At 62.7% G+C, this 16,946-nt stretch carries 15 protein-coding genes; 13 read left to right on the top strand and 2 right to left on the bottom strand.

The genetic code is table 11. The features are described 5' to 3' along the window. Positions 1-815 precede the first annotated feature (815 nt). The 7 genes from mraZ to mraY are packed head-to-tail and all read left to right on the top strand — an operon-like array spanning position 816 to position 8,491. Entirely contained in the window at positions 816-1,319 is a 504-nt protein-coding gene (mraZ, locus tag K7H22_RS10755; RefSeq protein ID WP_230800816.1) for a division/cell wall cluster transcriptional repressor MraZ, read from the top strand. Positions 1,320-1,322: 3 nt separating this feature from the next. Further along, complete coding sequence (gene rsmH, locus K7H22_RS10750) at positions 1,323-2,315, top strand: 16S rRNA (cytosine(1402)-N(4))-methyltransferase RsmH (protein ID WP_230800815.1); 993 nt, start codon at positions 1,323-1,325, stop codon at positions 2,313-2,315. Between the two features lies 1 nt (position 2,316). Next, positions 2,317-2,667, top strand: coding sequence for a cell division protein FtsL (gene ftsL, locus K7H22_RS10745; RefSeq protein ID WP_230800814.1), 351 nt, complete (start codon positions 2,317-2,319; stop codon positions 2,665-2,667). Further along, the gene (locus K7H22_RS10740) at positions 2,664-4,448 is read left to right on the top strand and encodes a peptidoglycan D,D-transpeptidase FtsI family protein (RefSeq protein WP_230800813.1); all 1,785 of its coding nucleotides are present in this window, start codon (positions 2,664-2,666) and stop codon (positions 4,446-4,448) included. Before ftsL ends, K7H22_RS10740 begins: the two co-directional genes overlap by 4 nt. A 22-nt stretch (positions 4,449-4,470) precedes the next feature. Then, positions 4,471-5,967 carry a UDP-N-acetylmuramoyl-L-alanyl-D-glutamate--2,6-diaminopimelate ligase gene (locus tag K7H22_RS10735; RefSeq protein WP_230800812.1) on the top strand — a complete coding sequence of 499 codons (1,497 nt, stop codon included), beginning with the start codon at positions 4,471-4,473 and terminating at the stop codon, positions 5,965-5,967. Further along, positions 5,964-7,409, top strand: a complete 1,446-nt coding sequence (locus tag K7H22_RS10730) for a UDP-N-acetylmuramoyl-tripeptide--D-alanyl-D-alanine ligase (RefSeq protein ID WP_230800811.1) — start codon at positions 5,964-5,966, stop codon at positions 7,407-7,409. Before K7H22_RS10735 ends, K7H22_RS10730 begins: the two co-directional genes overlap by 4 nt. Continuing rightward, the gene (mraY, locus tag K7H22_RS10725) at positions 7,409-8,491 is read left to right on the top strand and encodes a phospho-N-acetylmuramoyl-pentapeptide-transferase (protein WP_230800810.1); all 1,083 of its coding nucleotides are present in this window, start codon (positions 7,409-7,411) and stop codon (positions 8,489-8,491) included. The genes K7H22_RS10730 and mraY overlap by 1 nt, the downstream gene beginning before the upstream one ends. A gap of 74 nt (positions 8,492-8,565) precedes the next feature. Here mraY and K7H22_RS10720 read toward each other — a convergent pair whose 3' ends face one another. Then, a complete protein-coding gene (locus tag K7H22_RS10720) occupies positions 8,566-8,952 on the bottom strand; it encodes a hypothetical protein (RefSeq protein WP_230800809.1) in 387 nt (128 codons plus the stop codon). Positions 8,953-9,082: 130 nt separating this feature from the next. On the opposite strand from K7H22_RS10720, the gene murD reads away from it, so the two are divergent. Next, a complete protein-coding gene (gene murD / locus K7H22_RS10715; protein WP_230800808.1) occupies positions 9,083-10,486 on the top strand; it encodes a UDP-N-acetylmuramoyl-L-alanine--D-glutamate ligase in 1,404 nt (467 codons plus the stop codon). Positions 10,487-10,669: 183 nt separating this feature from the next. Here murD and K7H22_RS10710 read toward each other — a convergent pair whose 3' ends face one another. After that, positions 10,670-11,854 carry an NAD(P)/FAD-dependent oxidoreductase gene (locus K7H22_RS10710; protein WP_230800807.1) on the bottom strand — a complete coding sequence of 395 codons (1,185 nt, stop codon included), beginning with the start codon at positions 11,852-11,854 and terminating at the stop codon, positions 10,670-10,672. A 131-nt stretch (positions 11,855-11,985) separates the two neighbouring features. Between K7H22_RS10710 and ftsW the strand changes: the two genes are divergently transcribed. The 5 genes from ftsW to murB all read left to right on the top strand — a co-directional run bounded on the left by ftsW (position 11,986) and on the right by murB (position 16,943). Continuing rightward, positions 11,986-13,152 carry a putative lipid II flippase FtsW gene (ftsW, locus tag K7H22_RS10705; RefSeq protein WP_230800806.1) on the top strand — a complete coding sequence of 389 codons (1,167 nt, stop codon included), beginning with the start codon at positions 11,986-11,988 and terminating at the stop codon, positions 13,150-13,152. After that, the gene (locus K7H22_RS10700) at positions 13,149-14,267 is read left to right on the top strand and encodes a UDP-N-acetylglucosamine--N-acetylmuramyl-(pentapeptide) pyrophosphoryl-undecaprenol N-acetylglucosamine transferase (RefSeq protein ID WP_230800805.1); all 1,119 of its coding nucleotides are present in this window, start codon (positions 13,149-13,151) and stop codon (positions 14,265-14,267) included. Before ftsW ends, K7H22_RS10700 begins: the two co-directional genes overlap by 4 nt. Continuing rightward, positions 14,264-15,661, top strand: coding sequence for a UDP-N-acetylmuramate--L-alanine ligase (murC, locus tag K7H22_RS10695; protein ID WP_230800804.1), 1,398 nt, complete (start codon positions 14,264-14,266; stop codon positions 15,659-15,661). The genes K7H22_RS10700 and murC overlap by 4 nt, the downstream gene beginning before the upstream one ends. A gap of 90 nt (positions 15,662-15,751) precedes the next feature. Next, a complete protein-coding gene (locus K7H22_RS10690; protein WP_230800803.1) occupies positions 15,752-16,015 on the top strand; it encodes a DUF2484 family protein in 264 nt (87 codons plus the stop codon). After that, complete coding sequence (murB, locus tag K7H22_RS10685) at positions 16,002-16,943, top strand: UDP-N-acetylmuramate dehydrogenase (RefSeq protein WP_230800802.1); 942 nt, start codon at positions 16,002-16,004, stop codon at positions 16,941-16,943. Before K7H22_RS10690 ends, murB begins: the two co-directional genes overlap by 14 nt. Positions 16,944-16,946 lie beyond the last annotated feature (3 nt).

Below are 16,946 nucleotides of genomic sequence, written 5' to 3'. Positions count from 1 at the left end.
CGCCCGGGTCATAGTCAGGGAAATGGGTCAAGCGCTGGGCCTTACTGCCAACGCTGGCGGATGTATAGCGCAAACATCGCGCAGGCGACAGTATAAAGGCGGGTCTGTTTACTGGTGGCGGCGATGCGGTATTGCGCGGGGCATGGTCCCTGTTTTGCGGCATGGGATTTGATGGGATAGTCTGTTTGGCTGGGCAGCCGGTCGGATCTGTCGGCAGGCATCGCTGCGAATCACTTTCTCAGGATTCGGCCAATTTTACCTTGAATTGCGCCAATCCGTTGCGGATACAGGGCCTGTTTCGCGGGGGGCAGGGGGGTGCATCGCACCTGATGTCCTGTGAAGACGTAAAAAACTTGGGAAATCATGGGCAGGTTTTTTGCTGACCAGTTTTTACTACATATTGTGGTAAATTTTTCGCCATAGCCTAAACCAAGTGCTGAGTGGGCCGTTGCTGCGCTGGATGGCTGTGTTTAAAGGGTATTCAGGCAGGGTCGGCTCTGACTTTGTGGTCAGAAATTTGTTGCGTACCATGAAATCCCATACTATCCATTGTTACACGATGAGAACGGGAACTAAGGGGCACCCAAGACCCCGCAAAATCCCAAGTCAGGCTTCATACAGGCACCCCGCTATCATCGAACCAAGAGATCCGGCGCGCGAGCGAGCAGACATCCCCCCAGGTGGCGCGCGCAGTCGGACACCCCGCAAGAGCGGGACGAGGGCGGCGGATTGGGCAGTGGCAGCAGCTCAATCCGCCGTTTTCCGTTAAAAAGGCAGATTTTTTGGGGGGGACAGGTCAGAGGGATCACGGGACAGTGGTTCGCAGGTTCAGAGGCGAAAGCCAGCACAAGGTCGATGCGAAGGGGCGGGTGTCTATCCCGGCCCTGTTTCGTCGTGTGCTTGAAGCGGGCGACCCGAACTGGACCGATGGTCTGAACCCCGAGTTGGTCATCGTCTATGGCGACCATCGCCGCAAATTTCTGGAATGCTACACGATGGCGGCTATCGACGAGGTCGATGCCAAGATCGCAGCCCTGCCGCGTGGCGGTATGGAGCGCAAGATGCTGGAGCGGATGTTCCACGGGCAATCCTATCCCACCTCCGTTGACGAGACTGGCCGCATCGTTCTGCCCGCCAAACTGCGCGCCAAGATCGAGATCGACGACGAGGCGTTCTTTATCGCCGCCGGTGATACGTTCCAGATCTGGAAGCCCGAGACCTATGAAACCGAGGAACTGTCCCGCGCCGAGGCATGGCTGGACGGTCTGCCCGAGGATTTCGACCCGCTGATCTATCTGGATAATGCGAAAGGGGCCTGAGCCATGGCTGCTGCTGCCCCGACCCCCTCTGATGCCCCTCATGTTCCGGTTCTGCTGCGCCCGCTTCTGAAAGCGGTGGCACCAGTTGCGGGTATCTGGCTGGATGGCACATTCGGCGCAGGCGGCTATACGCGCGGTCTGCTCGAGGCGGGGGCCGCGCGGGTGATCGCAGTTGACCGTGATCCTTTGGCGTTTGAACTGGCGCAGGGCTGGGCCGCGAGTTTTGGCGACCGGATCCAGATGGTCCAGGGCGTGTTTTCCAAGATGGACGACTACGCGCAGGATCTGGACGGGATCGTTCTGGATCTGGGTGTGTCCTCCATGCAGCTTGATCTGGCCGAGCGCGGCTTTTCCTTCATGCGCGACGGGCCGCTGGATATGCGGATGAGCCAGTCTGGTCCCTCTGCCGCCGATATCGTCAACACCGCCGAAGAAGGCGTGATCGCCGATATCCTGTTCCACTACGGCGAGGAACGCGCCAGCCGCCGCATCGCGCGGGCTATCGTCAAGGCGCGCAGCGAAGCGCCCATTGAAACAACGCTGCAACTGGCGGGATTGATCGAGAAATGCCTGCCGCGGGGCAAGCCGGGGCAATCGCATCCAGCCACCCGCAGCTTTCAGGCGCTGCGGATCGCGGTGAATGATGAATATCGCGAACTGGCCGAAGGGCTGGCTGCTGCCGAGCGCGCGCTCAAGCCCGGTGGCAAGCTGGCCGTTGTGACCTTCCATTCGATCGAGGATCGCATGGTCAAACGTTTCTTGCAGACCCGCAGCGGTACGGCTGGCCGCGCCAACCGCTATGCGCCGCTGGAAGAAGAGGCCGACGCCCAATTCCGCCAGACGACGCGTAAGGCCATCGGCCCCGACGATCAGGAGTTGGAGGAAAACCCGCGTGCCCGCAGCGCCAAGTTGCGTGTGGCGATCCGCACCGATGCGCCTGCTGGCCCCACCGATATGTCCGGTCTGGGCATGCCTACAATCAAGGGAGAGTTCTGAGATGCGTTCCGTGCTGTTCGTGCTGACGGCCTGTGCCGTGATCGGGCTGGCCTTCTGGGCCTATCGCGAAAACTATCGCACACAGCAGGCTTTGGACGTGACCGAACAATTGCAGCGCGATATCGGGGCCTCCCGCGCCCGTCTGGCCGTGCTGCGTGCGGAATGGGCTTATCTCAACCGTCCGTCGCGTCTGCGCGATCTGGCTGATCTGAATTTCGACAGTCTCGGGCTGATGCCGATGGCGCCGGAACAGTTCGGCCGCATTGATCAGGTGGCCTATCCGCTTGAAGAGGAAGGGCTGTTGCCGATCACCGACCCGATCGAAGTGTCCAATATGGGGGAACGGCCATGATCCGCACGCCGCTACGCCCTCTGGCCCGTGTTCTGGAAGCCCGTGCCAAAGGGGACAACCCCGATGCGATCGAGCGCGAGAACCTGCGTCTGCGCCATGAGGAAATGCGTGACCGCGCCCGCCAGCGCGCTGAGGGGCGTTTGCTGGTGCTGGGCGTGCTGTTTGTCTGTGCCTTCACGATGGTGGGCGCGCGCATGGGCCTTCTGGCCGCCTCCGAGCCAAGCGAACCGCGCGCAAGTGCGGCTGGGGCTGATATTCTGGCACTGCGCGCCGATATCGTCGACCGGCAGGGCCGCGTTCTGGCCACGAATCTCGAGACATTCTCGCTTTATGCCCAGCCGCACCTGATGGTTGATCCTGAACATGCCGCCACTGAACTGGCGCGGATTTTTCCTGATCTCAAGCGCGACAGGCTTGTGCGTGACTTCACTGGGTCACGCAAATTCCTGTGGATCAAGCGCCGCCTGAGCCCTGAACAGAAACAGGCCGTGCATGATATCGGTGATCCAGGTCTGCTGTTTGGCCCGCGCGATATGCGGCTATATCCCAACGGTACGCTTGCTGCGCATGTGTTGGGTGGTGCCGGTTTCGGTCGTGAGGGCGTACATGCCGCCGAGGTGATCGGGGTCGCAGGCGTCGAACAGACATTCGACGAACAGTTGCGCGACCCCGCCCGCGCAGGAGAGCCGCTGCAACTGTCGCTGGACCTGACTATTCAGGCCGCCACCGAAGAGGTGCTGTCCGGCGGCATGCGCCTGCTGAACGCCAAGGGTGCCGCAGCCGTTCTGATGGATGTGCACACGGGCGAGGTGATCTCGGTCGCGTCATTGCCGGATTTTGACCCGAATGACCGGCCGCCGCTGCCCACCAAGGGCCGCCCCGATGACAGCCCGCTATTCAACCGTGTGGTGCAGGGCGTCTACGAATTGGGATCGACCTTCAAGATTTTTACCGTCGCACAGGCGCTTGAACTGGGCATGGTGACACCTGACACGATCATCAATACCAAATCCCCGATGACATGGGGGCGGCACAGGATCTCGGATTTCCGTAACTATGGTCCTGAACTGTCTGTGTCCAAGGTGATCGAGAAATCGTCCAACGTCGGAACGGCGCGGATCGCCATCGATATCGGTGGCGAACGCCAGCGCGACTTTCTGGACCAGCTTGGCCTGCTGGAGCCGACGAAATTCGAAATGGTCGAGGCCCGTGGCGGCAAACCATTGCTGCCGCCGCGCTGGTCGGAACTGTCCACGATGACAATTTCTTATGGTCACGGCTTGTCCGCAACGCCGCTGCATCTGGCTGCGGCCTATGCCACGATGGTCAATGGCGGCACCAAGGTGGAGCCGACCTTGATCAAGCAGGCAGGTCCGCAATACGGCCCGCGCGTGATCTCGGAAAAGACATCCGAACAGTTGCGCCGGATGCTGCGCCTGACGGTCAGTCAGGGCACGGCCAGCTTTGGCGATGTGCCCGGCTATGCTGTGGGCGGCAAGACCGGCAGCGCCGACAAGCCACGCATCGACGGTCGCGGCTATGAGAAAGACAAGGTTCTTGCAACATTTGCCGCCACCTTTCCCGCGCATGATCCGAAATATGTGCTGATCGTCACGCTGGACGAGGCGGTGGAAACATCAGGTTCCGAACCGCGCCGTACTGCTGGATGGACAGCAGTGCCTGTCGCGGCAGAAGTGATCCGTCGCGTTGCCCCGCTTCTGGGCCTCAGACCCGAGATTGAACCGGCTGAACTGACTGGTATAACGCTCACATCAAATTGACACTGACGCATAGGGGCATCGTTTGGGGCAGGCAAAAACTTTGGCGCAGCTTGGCCTGACCGCCAAATCGGGACGCGAGGCGCAGATCACGGGGCTGGCCGTGGACAGTCGGCAGGTCAAGGACGGTTTTCTGTTCGCGGCGCTGGCCGGAACCAAGATGCATGGCGGCGAATTCATCCAATATGCCTTGCGTATGGGCGCGGGGGCGATCCTGACGGATGCGACCGGCGCGCGCATTGCTGCGGCGGAACTTGCCGCCTCGGACGCCGCATTGATTGTTGCGGAAGATCCGCGTCAGGCTTTGTCCTATGCTGCGGCTCTGTGGTTTGGCGCGCAACCTGCCACGATGGTGGCGGTGACGGGCACCAATGGCAAAACATCGGTGGCCACCTTCACTCGCCAGATCTGGGAGGAGCTTGAGCTTCCCGCGATCAATCTGGGCACAACGGGCGTCGAGGGCGCATATGAAGTGCCGCTGCATCATACCACGCCCGAGCCGGTCACCCTGCACCGCGTGCTGGCCGATGCGGCAGCAGCCGGCGTGACCCATGCCGCAATGGAGGCATCAAGCCACGGTCTGGCGCAGCGCCGCCTTGACGGGGTGCAACTGATGGCTGCGGGGTTTACCAACCTCACGCAGGACCATCTGGATTACCACGCTGATTTTGCAGAATATTTTGACGCTAAAGCGGGGCTTTTCGCGCGTGTCCTGCCGATGGATCGCACAGCGGTGATCAATGTCGATGACAGCCGCGGTATGGAGATGGCAGGCATCGCGCGCAGCCGCGGTCAGGACGTGATCAGCGTCGGACGCCGCGAGGGGGCCGATCTGCAACTTCTGTCGCAACGCTTTGACGCGACGGGGCAAACCGTGCTGTTCCGGTTTCGCGGTAAAAGCTACAGTGCCGATCTGGCTTTGATCGGCGGGTTTCAGGCGGAAAACGTGCTTCTGGCCGCCGGATTGGTGATCGCCTGCGGTGCCGATCCCGACCGCGTGTTCGAGACATTGCCGTATCTGAGCACGGTGCGGGGAAGGATGCAGCTTGCCGCGACCCGCGATAACGGGGCTGCGGTTTTTGTGGATTACGCCCATACGCCCGACGCCGTGGCGACCGCCTTGAAAGCGATGCGCCCGCATGTGATGGGGCGTCTGGTGGCAATTGTCGGTGCAGGCGGCGACCGTGACACGACCAAGCGACCTCTGATGGGCGCTGCGGCGGCGGAACACGCCGACGAAGTGATCGTGACCGACGACAACCCGCGCTCGGAAGATCCGGCGCTGATCCGTGCGGCAGTGCTATTGGGTATTCCGGCGGATGCGCGTGTGCATGTGCGCGAGGTGGGCGACCGTGCCGAGGCGATCCTGCGCGGCGTCGATGCGCTTGGTCCCGGCGATGCGTTGCTGATCGCGGGTAAAGGGCATGAGACCGGCCAAACGGTCGGCGACATGGTGCTGCCCTTCGATGATGCCGAACAGGCCAGCGTTGCTGTTGCGGCTCTGGACGGGGGGCTGGCATGAGCCTCTGGATCGCACAAGACGCCATAGCTGCAACGGGGGGCACCTCAACCTCCGACTGGAGCGCATCGGGCGTGTCCATCGACACCCGCACGATCAGGCAGGGCGATCTGTTTGTGGCGCTCAAGGCTGCGCGGGACGGGCATGAATTTGTGGCGCAGGCCTTGGCCAAAGGGGCGGCGGCGGCTTTGGTCACGCATCGTCCCGAAGGCGTGGCCGAGGATGCGCCGCTGCTGATCGTGACGGATGTGCTGCGCGCGCTTGAGGATCTGGGGCGCGCCGCCCGCGCCCGCACAGAGGCGCGCGTGATCGCTGTGACCGGATCGGTTGGCAAGACCTCGACCAAGGAGATGCTGCGCTGCGTGCTCTCAGGGCAGGGCCGCACCCATGCCGCCGAGGCCAGCTACAACAACCATTGGGGCGTTCCCCTCACCTTGGCGCGGATGCCCGCGGATACCGAATTCGCGGTGATCGAGATCGGCATGAACCATCCCGGCGAGATCGCACCCCTCGCGCAGATGGCGCGGCCCCATGTTGCGATGGTCACAACCGTCGCCGCGGCCCATCTTGAGGCTTTCGAGGACCTTGCGGGGATCGCGCATGAGAAAGCGTCGATCCTGTCTGGTCTGGAACAGGGCGGCGTGGCAGTGCTGAATGCCGATCTTGATACAACGCCGATCCTGCTCGACTGGGCGGCAACCCATGCGGCGCGTGTCATCACATTTGGCGAAACCAGCGCCGCGCATCACCGCGTCACCGAGGTGACGCTGTGCGACCAGACAACGGTGGTGCAGGGCCGCGCATGGCGGCGTCCGGTCCTGTTCAAGGTCCATGCGCCAGGGCGGCATTTCGCTGTCAATGCGATGGGCGTGATGGCTGTCGCGCATGCGTTGCACCTGAACCCTGTTCTGGCGGCCAATGATCTGGGATCATGGCAACCGCCTGAAGGGCGCGGAACGCGGGAACGCTTTCTGCTCGATCCGCTGTCGGACGATCTCTATTTTGATCTCATTGATGATGCGTTCAACGCCAACCCCACCTCGATGGAGGCCTCTCTTGAAGTTCTGGCGATGGCCGAGCCCCGTGACGGGCTGGGCCGCGTGAAGCAGGGGCGCCGTATCGCGGTCCTGGGTGATATGCTGGAACTCGGCCCCGATGAAATCCGGCTGCATACCGAACTGGCGGCCTTGCCCCATATGTCCAGAATGTCGCTGGTCCATTGCGTCGGCCCCCGGATGCGCCATTTGTGGGAGGCCCTGCCGCATGCCAAGCGCGGTGAATGGGCCGAAAGCGCAGACGCGCTGGCAGCCCGCGCACATCGGCTGGTGGATGCGGGTGATATCCTTCTGGTCAAAGGGTCCAAGGGCAGCAAGGTCAGTCTTGTGGTTGACGCGCTGCGCAAACTGGGCCATGCCGCGCCGCAATCTGACAAAGGGACAGAGTAATGCTTTATTGGTTAACTGCGCTGTCCGACGGTGGCGATGTCTTCAACCTTTTTCGCTATATCACGTTCCGTGCGGGCGGAGCGTTTCTGACGGCTTTGATCTTCGGTTTCCTCTTTGGCCGCCCCCTGATCGACGTATTGCGCAAGCGGCAGGGCAAGGGGCAGCCGATCCGCAACGATGGACCCGAGGGGCATTTCGTCAAGGCAGGCACGCCGACAATGGGCGGGCTTCTGATCGTGGGCGCGCTTCTCACCTCGACCCTGCTCTGGGCGCGGCTGGACAATCCCTTTGTCTGGATCGTGCTGTTTGTCACCATGTCCTTCGCGGCGATCGGCTTTGCCGATGACTACGCGAAAGTGTCGAAACAGAATACCAAGGGTGTGCCCGGCAAGGTGCGTATGGCACTGGGCCTTCTGGTGGCCGCCATCGCGGGCTATTGGGCCGCGCAATACCACCCCGAGGCGCTGACCAACAAGCTGGCCTTTCCGGTGTTCAAGGAAGCGCTGTTGAACCTCGGTTTCCTGTTCGTGCCTTTTTCGATGATCGTGATTGTCGGTGCGGCCAATGCCGTGAACCTGACAGACGGTCTGGACGGTCTGGCGATTATGCCGGTGATGATTGCCAGCGCCACGCTGGGCGTGATCGCCTATGCGGTGGGGCGTGTCGATTTCACCGAATACCTGGATGTGCATTATGTGCCGGGAACGGGCGAGATCCTGATTTTCGTGGCCGGGCTGATCGGCGGCGGCTTGGGTTTCCTATGGTATAACGCGCCGCCAGCGGCGGTTTTCATGGGCGATACAGGGTCGCTGGCCTTGGGGGGAGCATTGGGCGCGATTGCGGTGTCAACCAAGCACGAGATCGTGCTGGCCATCGTCGGCGGTCTGTTCGTGGTCGAGGCGCTGAGCGTGATCATTCAGGTGCTCTATTTCAAGCGCACCGGCAAACGGGTGTTCCTGATGGCCCCGATCCATCACCACTACGAGAAAAAGGGCTGGGCGGAATCCACCATCGTGATCCGTTTCTGGATCATCTCTCTTATTCTGGCGATGATCGGACTGGCCACGCTGAAAGTGCGCTGAGGCGGACTGATCTTGTCTCGCCGCGCCGCGCGCCGCCCTTGCGGGCGTGTTCGGCGTGGATCAGGCCGCAGCTCTCAATCGTTCAGCGAGGCGTCGAATTGAACGGTTGTCCCGGTGCTGGCGGCGCCGCTGACGAATGTGATCTGGCCGTTGCGGATGCGTCCGCCCGAAAACTCGATCAGGCGCTGGTCCATGCCCTCGGCGGCGGGTTTCACCTGATAAGGGCCTTCCTCGAGCACCGCGCGCCATGTGGCGGCCATGCTGTCCGCGTCTTCTGCGGTCGAGAAGGAGAAGATGCGATTTGCAGATCCGATACTGCGGTCAATCGTGATCTCCATATCGTCGGGCAGGGTGATTTCAGGCGGAATCCAGCTTTGCGGTTGCTCTTGCGCGGCCACCGTGGCGGTGCCAAGGACAAAAGCCACAAAGGCGCTACGGGCGGTTCGGATCAGATATGTCATTCCTGAAAACTAGAGGCAGGGTCCCCGATTGCCAACCCTTGCCCCGTCAAACAGGGCGATCTTTCGCTCACTCTTGCGGTCAACAGGGTCACAACGCATTGTCTGCCACGACAGATGACAGGAGCAGGACATGATTCCGGTACGCGGATTTGAGGGCCAGTCGCTGGCCGTGCTGGGCCTTGGTCGGTCCGGCCTTGCCACGGCGCGCAGCCTTGAGGCAGGAGGCGCCACGCCGATATGCTGGGATGACAATCCCTCCGCGCGCGAGGTGGCCGCGGCGGAAGGTTTCACGGTCCGCGACCTGACCCGTTCAGGCGCGTTCGACGATATTGCAGCCCTGATCGTCAGCCCTGGCATCCCGCATCTTTACCCCGAACCCAACCGCGTGATCCGCGCCGCGATGGAGGCGGGCGTGCCGGTGGACAATGACATCGGGCTGTTTTTCCGCTCGCTGGCGGTGGACGAATGGGACGGGTTCGACACCGCCCCGCGGGTGATAGCGGTGACGGGATCGAACGGGAAATCCACCACCTCGGCGCTGATCCATCATATTCTGGAACAGGCCGACCGCGAGGCGCAGCTGGCGGGCAATATCGGGCGTGGCGTGCTGGATATCGACCCGCCGGGCGATGGCGGCGTTGTGGTGCTGGAACTGTCCAGCTACCAGACAGACCTTGCGCGCGCGCTTACGCCCGACGTGGCAGTGTTCACCAATCTTAGCCCCGACCATCTGGACCGCCATGCCGGCATGGGCGGCTATTTCGCGGCCAAGCGCCGGTTGTTCGCCGAGGGCGGGCCGGATCGTGCGGTGATCGGCGTGGACGAGATCGAGGGGCTGTATCTGGCGAACCAACTGTCCGAAGGCCCCGGCGATGACCGCGTAATCAGGGTCTCGTCAGGCCAGAAACTGACCGGACCGGGCTGGTTTGTTTTCGCCCGCAAGGGATTTCTGGCGGAATGGCGCAAGGGCAAGCAGGTGGCGGCTATCGACCTGCGCCCCATGACCGGATTGCCCGGCGCGCATAACCACCAGAATGCCTGCGCCGCCTATGCCGCCTGCCGCACATTGGGGTTGGCCCCAAGGGTGATCGAGGTCGGATTGGCGAGCTATCCCGGCCTGCCGCATCGCAGCCAGACCATCGCCGAGGCTGATGGCGTGCGTTACGTCAACGACTCCAAGGCCACCAATGTGGACAGCGCCGCCAAGGCGCTGGCGGCTTTCGACAAGATCCGCTGGATCTGCGGCGGGCTGGAGAAAGAAGGAGGGCTGGAAAAGTTGCGCCCCGCGCTGGGTTCGGTCGTCAAGGCCTATGTGATCGGCCGCGAGGCCGCGGGTTTCGCGCTGCAACTGGGCGATATCGAGGCCGAGGTTTGCACCACGATGGATGTGGCTGTCGCTCGCGCGATGGCCGAAGCCCAGCCCGGCGAAGTGGTGCTGCTGGCCCCTGCAGCGGCGAGTTTCGACCAGTATGACAATTTCGAGAAACGCGGCGAGGACTTCGCGGCACAGGTGAAGACGGGGCTGAAGGGGTAGGGCTTACTCGCGCCTTGCGCGGAAACAGAGCGCGGCTCGCGCCGCCGCGCGATCGCCAACGCGTCCTATCGGGGCGGCGATTTTGCAATGGTTCTGAAATCATCCAAGGCTCGAAGACGTGGCGGGGAAAAACTGCCAAATACTATTCTTGCATCCCACACCGCGCTACGGTGAACGCGCGGCTTACCCCATGAGCGCGGCTATATCCCGTCCGGCGGCAACGCCGCTCGACCATGCCCATTGGAAGTTGTAGCCGCCCAGCCAGCCGGTCACGTCCACGGCCTCGCCGATGAAATAGAGGCCCGGCACGGTTTTGGACATCATGGATTGCGAGGACAGACCGTCTGTATCCACGCCGCCCAGCGTGACTTCGGCGGTGCGGTAGCCCTCTGATCCAGTGGGGAGCAATTCCCAGCCCGTCAGGCGGTCCGCAAGTGCGCGCAGTTTTGTATCGTTCTGGTCGGCCAGATTGCCCGCCAGCGCCCAGTCTGCCGCCAAGTGGTCGGCCAGGCGCGCAGGCAGCATCTGCGACAGGACCGTGCCCAGTTGCCGCCGGCCGCTGGCTTGTCGCTGGGCGCGCAGCGCCTCATAGGGATCGGTGTCCGGCAACAGGTTGACGCGGATGCTGTCCCCCTCGGTCCAGTAGCTTGAGATTTGCAGGATCGCGGGCCCGGACAATCCGCGATGGGTGAAGAGCATCGCCTCGGCAAAGCTTGTGTCATGCGACTGCGCGGTGACGGGCAAGGCCACACCTGCCAGCGGCGCAAAGCGGTCCGGCTGGAAGGTCAGGGGCACAAGGGCCGGGCGCGTGTCGGTCAGCGCATGACCGAACTGGCGCGCAATATCATAGGCCAGACCCGTGGCGCCCATTTTCGGGATGGATTTGCCGCCCGTGGCCACGATGACATGCGCGGTTTGGACCACGACCTGCCGCCCCTCGCGCTCTAGCGTGACGCTGAAGCCTGCTGCGTCCTGCGCGACACCCAGAACAGAGGTTGAGAGCCAGAGATCGGCACCTGCGGCTTTCATCTCGGCCAGCAGCATCGCCACGATCTGTTTCGCCGACCCGTCGCAGAACAACTGGCCAAGGGTCTTTTCGTGCCATGCGATTGCGTGCCGTGCGACCAGATCCAGAAAATCCCACTGGGTATAGCGTTTCAGCGCCGACTTGCAGAAATGGTGGTTGTGGCTGATGAAACTGGCGGGGCTTGCGTGCATGTTGGTGAAATTGCACCGCCCGCCGCCCGAGATGCGGATCTTTTCGCCTGCCGCCTTGGCGTGGTCCACGACAAGAACCCGCCCGCCCGTATGGGCCGCGGCCATCAGTCCGGCGGCTCCGGCTCCGAGGATGACAGTATCGTATTGCATGCCCGCGAGGTGGCGCGATTTGTCCCTCAAGGCAAGGGGATAAGACTTTCATTGCGGGAATTTTCGCGCTACACTGTACGCACAGACCCCGAAAAGGGGCGATCTTCGAGGCAGTGTACGGCGGTTAATCCATGACAGAGATGGTCTATGGTTCTGTTCCGGTCAGGAATGCAGAGCCTGTTCTTCCCAAATGGTGGCGCACCATCGACACATGGTCGATGTCCTGCATCCTGATCCTGTTCGGGATCGGGTTGTTGCTGGGCTTTGCCGCTTCGCCACCGCTGGCCTCGAAAACGGGTTTGCCGCCATTCCATTATGTCGAGCGTCAGGCGTTGTTCGGGGGGCTTGCACTGATCGCGATGTTCCTGACCTCGATGATGAGCCCGCATCTGGTGCGCCGTCTTGCAGTGATCGGTTTTATCGGTGCCCTGATCGCGTTGATGGGTCTGCCGTTTTTCGGCACCGATTTCGGCAAGGGCGCGATGCGCTGGTATTCGCTGGGCTTTGCCAGCGTGCAGCCGTCCGAATTCCTCAAGCCGGGTTTCATTGTCGTGGCCGCATGGATGCTGGCCGCAGGACAGGAAATCAACGGCCCTCCGGGGCGTCTTTGGTCGCTGATACTGGCGGTGTTTATTGTGTTGCTGCTGGCCTTCCAGCCTGACTTCGGACAGGCCGCCCTTGTGCTGTTCGGCTGGGGTGTGATGTATTTCGTGGCTGGCGCGCCAATGGTTCTGCTGGTGGCGATTGCCGGTCTGGTGGTTCTGGGCGGTTCGTTTGCCTATAACAATTCGGAACATTTTGCCCGCCGGATCGACGGCTTCCTGACCCCCGAGGTGGATCCGCGTACCCAGCTTGGCTATGCTACCAACGCCATTCAGGAGGGCGGTTTTTTCGGTGTCGGCGTCGGTGGGGGTGAGGTGAAATGGTCGCTGCCGGATGCCCATACCGATTTCATCATCGCTGTTGCCGCCGAGGAATACGGGCTGGTTCTGGTGCTGTGCATCATCCTTCTTTATACCAGCGTGGTCGTGCGCTCTTTGCTGCGCCTGATGCGCGAGCGTGATCCGTTCATCCGGTTGGCAGGCACCGGGCTTGCCTGCATTTTCGGTGTGCAGGCGTTGATCAATATGGGCGTCGCGGTGCGGCTGCTGCCTGCCAAAGGCATGACCCTGCCATTCGTCAGCTATGGCGGGTCGTCGCTGATTGCGGGGGGCATCGCGGTGGGGATGCTTCTGGCTTTCACCCGCACAAGGCCGCAGGGCGAGATCGGAGATATCCTGAGGGGGCGGGTCAGATGAATATCGACGCACCTCTGCTGGTAATTGCCGCTGGTGGCACGGGCGGGCATATGTTTCCGGCCCAATCACTGGCCGAGGTAATGTTGCGGCGCGGTTGGCGTGTAAAGCTGAGCACCGATGCGCGCGGCGCGCGCTATACTGGCGGCTTTCCCCATTCGGTCGAGATCGAGCAGATCGCCAGCGCCACTTTTGCGCGCGGTGGCCTGCTGGCGAAAGCGATGGTGCCGTTTCGTATCCTGGGCGGCGTTCTGGGTGCGCTCTGGCGGATGCGTGGCGACCGGCCGATGGCGGTCGTTGGTTTTGGCGGCTATCCGGCCATCCCCGCGATGGCGGCAGCGACAATGCTGCGCCTGCCGCGCATGATCCATGAACAAAACGGTGTACTGGGCCGCGTCAACAAGCTGTTCGCGCCACGCGTCGACACTGTTGCCTGCGGCACATGGCCGACAGAACTGCCTGCGGGGGTCACGGGGTCCGATGTGGGAAACCCCGTCCGCGCCGCTGTGCTGGAGCGGGCAGGGGCGGGTTACATAGCGCCCGGCGACTATCCGATGTCGCTGCTGGTGATGGGCGGCTCGCAAGGCGCGCGCGTCCTGTCCGATGTGGTGCCCGCTGCCGTGACTCTGCTGCCCGAAGCGGTGCGCCGCAACATCCGCGTCAGCCATCAGGCCCGCGCCGAGGATGGCGACAGGGTCGAAGAGGCCTACGCTGCTGCCGGAATAGACGCCGATGTGCAGCCTTTCTTTCAGGATGTGCCGCGCCGGATCAGCGAGGCGCAACTGGTCATCAGCCGTGCAGGCGCTTCCAGCGTCGCCGATCTGAGCGTGATCGGTCGCCCTTCGATCCTGATCCCCTTTGCGGCCGCTACAGCCGACCATCAAAGCGCCAATGCGCGCGGGCTGGTCGATGCCGGTGCGGCGATCCTGATTCCCGAGGCGCGTCTGGACGCGCAGGCATTGGCCGAACAGATGATGCTGGTGCTGGACAATCCCCAAGGGGCCGAGGATATGGCCCGCGCGGCGCTGTCCTGTGGCCGCCCCGATGCGGCGCAGACGCTGGCCGATATGGTCGAGGCGCTTGCTGAAACAAGCAAGACCCGGAAAGGCAAAAGATGAACGCGGCCACCAAACTTCCCGGCGATGTCGGCCCGATCCATTTCGTCGGTATCGGCGGTATCGGCATGTCGGGCATCGCCGAGGTGCTGCTGAACCACGGCTATACCGTGCAGGGTTCGGACCAGAAGACGACCAAGATCACCGACCGGCTGGCCGGTCTGGGCGCTACCATTTTTGAGGGACAGGCGGCCGAGAACCTGACCGGCGCGCAGGTCGTCGTGATCTCGAGCGCGATCAAGACGGGCAACCCTGAACTCGACGAGGCACGCCGCTTGGGCCTGCCCGTCGTGCGCCGCGCCGAGATGCTGGCCGAACTGATGCGGCTGAAATCCAACATCGCCATCGCGGGCACACATGGCAAGACGACTACCACCACGATGGTGGCCGAAGTGCTGGTGGCGGGCGGGATCGACCCCACCGTGGTCAATGGCGGGATCATCCACGCCTATGGCTCGAACGCGCGGATGGGGCAGGGCGAATGGATGGTGGTCGAGGCCGACGAGAGCGACGGCACCTTCAACCGCCTGCCCGCAACCATCGCCATCGTGACCAATATCGACCCCGAACATATGGAACATTGGGGCGATTTCGAGCAGTTGAAACAGGGCTTCGTGGATTTCGTATCGAACATCCCCTTCTATGGTGTCGCTGTGTGTTGCACCGATCATCCCGAGGTCCGCAGCCTTGTCGGCAAGATCACCGACAGGCGTGTCATCACCTACGGTTTCAACGCGCAGGCCGATGTGCGGGCGTTGAACCTGCGCTACGAGGAGGGTGTGGCGCATTTCGATATCGCGCTGCAGGCCGAGGATATCGTGATCGAAGACTGCAGCCTGCCGATGCCGGGGGATCACAACGTCTCGAACGCACTGGCTGCTGTGGCCGTGGCGCGGCATCTGGGCATGAAAGGCGACGAGATCCGCGGCGCACTCGCCGCCTTTGGCGGCGTGAACCGGCGCTTCACCAAGGTGGGTGAGGTCGGCGGCGTGACGATCATCGACGATTATGGCCATCATCCGGTCGAGATCACGGCGGTGCTGAAAGCCGCGCGTCAGGCCACCACAGGCCGTGTGATCGCGGTGCACCAGCCGCATCGTTATTCGCGCCTGTCCAGCCTTTTCGAGGATTTCTGCGGCTGCTTCAACGAGGCTGATGTGGTGGCCATCGCCGAGGTTTACGCCGCGGGCGAGGCCCCCATCGCGGGTGCCAGCCGTGACGATCTTGTGGCCGGCCTGATCCGGCATGGCCATCGCCATGCCCGCGCGGTCACGGACGAGGACGATCTGCTGCGTCTGGTGCGCGAACAGGCGCGTCCGGGTGATATGGTGGTCTGCCTCGGGGCCGGCACGATCAGCGCATGGGCAAACAACCTGCCCTCGCGCATGGAAGGCTGAGGCGATGCTCTGCCGCCCGCAATGCTGCTGGGTGCTGGGCGGGATTTATCCGGATATTTGGAGCAAGAAGACACAGGCGGTGCGGCGGGTATGAGCATTTCCCTGATCCTTGCCTGTCTCTGGGCGCTGGCGGCCAATCTGGCCGCGATGTTCCCCTCAAGCGACAACCATTGGAAGCGGGCCTATGTGCTGATCGCGCTGGGTATTCCCCTTGTCGGCTATGTGACCTATGAAAACGGTCCGGTCGCAGGGCTTCTGGTTCTGGCGGCAGGGATGAGCATGTTGCGCTGGCCGGTGATCTATCTGGGTCGCTGGATGCGCCGCCGGATGGAGAAACGGGATGGCCCGACCTGATGCGATAACGGGGCTGCGCGGCAGCCTGACAGCGGGTAAGGCGCTGTCCGAGCTGACTTGGTTGCGCGTGGGTGGTCCCGCGGACTGGATCTACCAGCCTACCGATGCAGCGGATCTGGCGCATTTTTTGGGCGCTCTGGATGGGGATGTGCCGGTTTTTCCGATGGGGGTGGGCAGCAACCTGATCGTGCGCGATGGGGGGCTGCGCGCCGTAGTGATCCGGTTGGGGCGCGGTTTCAACGGGATCGGGATCGAAGGCAATCGCGTCACGGCAGGGGCGGCTGCACTGGATGCCCATGTTGCGCGCCGCGCGGCAGAAGCGGGACTTGACCTGACATTTTTGCGCACCATCCCCGGTAGTATCGGCGGGGCCGTGCGGATGAATGCGGGCTGCTATGGGAGCTATGTGGCGGATGTGCTGGTCAGTGTCGAGGCCGTCACCCGCGACGGGCGCATCGTGACGCTAAAGCCTGACGGTCTGCGCTTTACCTATCGTCAAAGCCAACTCCCCGAAGGCTGGGTGCTGGTCGCGGCCACATTCGAAGCTGCTGCGGGGGATCCCGCAGAACTGGCGGCGCGGATGGAGGACCAGCTTGCAAAGCGTGACGCCAGCCAGCCGACGCGCGAGCGTAGCGCGGGCAGCACCTTCCGCAATCCGGCGGGTTTTTCCAGCACAGGGCGCGCCGATGATGTCCATGATCTGAAGGCGTGGAAGGTGATCGAGGACGCCGGAATGCGCGGCGCGCGGCTGGGTGGCGCGCAGATGAGTGAGATGCATGCCAACTTTATGATCAATACTGGGCGGGCAACCGCCGCCGATCTGGAAAACCTTGGTGAAATGGTGCGAAAAAAGGTTTACGATTCAACTGGTATCACGCTAGAGTGGGAAATTATGAGGGTCGGCGAAACGGCCCCGGAACGCGGTTAACAG

The organism is Seohaeicola saemankumensis, assembly GCF_021021435.1.
Classification (GTDB): Bacteria; Pseudomonadota; Alphaproteobacteria; order Rhodobacterales; family Rhodobacteraceae; genus Seohaeicola.
This window is presented reverse-complemented; position numbering and strand designations above follow the sequence as displayed.